1 pseudogene is annotated in these 792 nt (G+C 48.0%); it reads right to left on the bottom strand.

What is annotated here, in order from left to right:
* Nucleotides 1–562: pseudogene (locus CIK04_RS29915) on the bottom strand (MBL fold metallo-hydrolase); the annotation flags it as partial.
* Nucleotides 563–792: the final 230 nt, after the last annotated feature.

The following is a 792-nucleotide window of genomic DNA, read 5'->3' on the forward strand; positions in this document are numbered from 1 at the left end:
CACGATGCCGCGAACGCCACCAAAGTGGTCAATGTGGCTGTGCGAATAAACCACCGCTGTCACAGGGCGTTCACCAAGCTGAGCATTAACAAAATCCAGAGCGGCTTTGGCGGTTTCTTGGGAAATCAACGGGTCGAAGACGATCCACCCTTTGTCCCCTTTAATAAACCGTGATGTTGGAAAGATCGTAAGCGCGCACCTGATAAATGCCCATCAGTCAACCTCAAACAGACCATTGATCATATTGAGCTGAGCGTTACGCCATAAACTGGGGTTCACGCTACTACTGGGGCTTTATTTTCCAGCGAGAGTGAACTTGCTTATACGCTTCCAGATCCCACACCACATCGCCCATTCGGCGTTTTTGATGGTGACCACATCTTGTTTGGCAATCAAACCTCGTTTGGGCATCTTAAAATCGGTTCATCCTTAAATTTAACGCTTGATACACCGCCTGATTGGCTTCAATCGTGGCTTGTGTCGCGGGTTTGGATGGGATGGGTTCGGCCAGAACGGCCCCTGATGTGAGCGCGATCGCGATATACAAAGAGAGTGGTTTCATTGTCATTCCTTTTATGAACCTAACTGCACTCAAACAACGTAGACCACGCTCATCGCGTTCGCCATTTCTACTGTTTTTTCATTTGAGATTATCGGGCACAGAATCAAACTTATCTTGCGAATGAGAGCCATTGCATCCACGCGACAAAACAACATGACAGATTTGTCATCTCAACGACCCCTTCTCGTCAGCGCCGATCGATACACTTTGCTTAACCCCTAGATAACTAG

The organism is Vibrio sp. 03_296, from assembly GCF_002265885.1.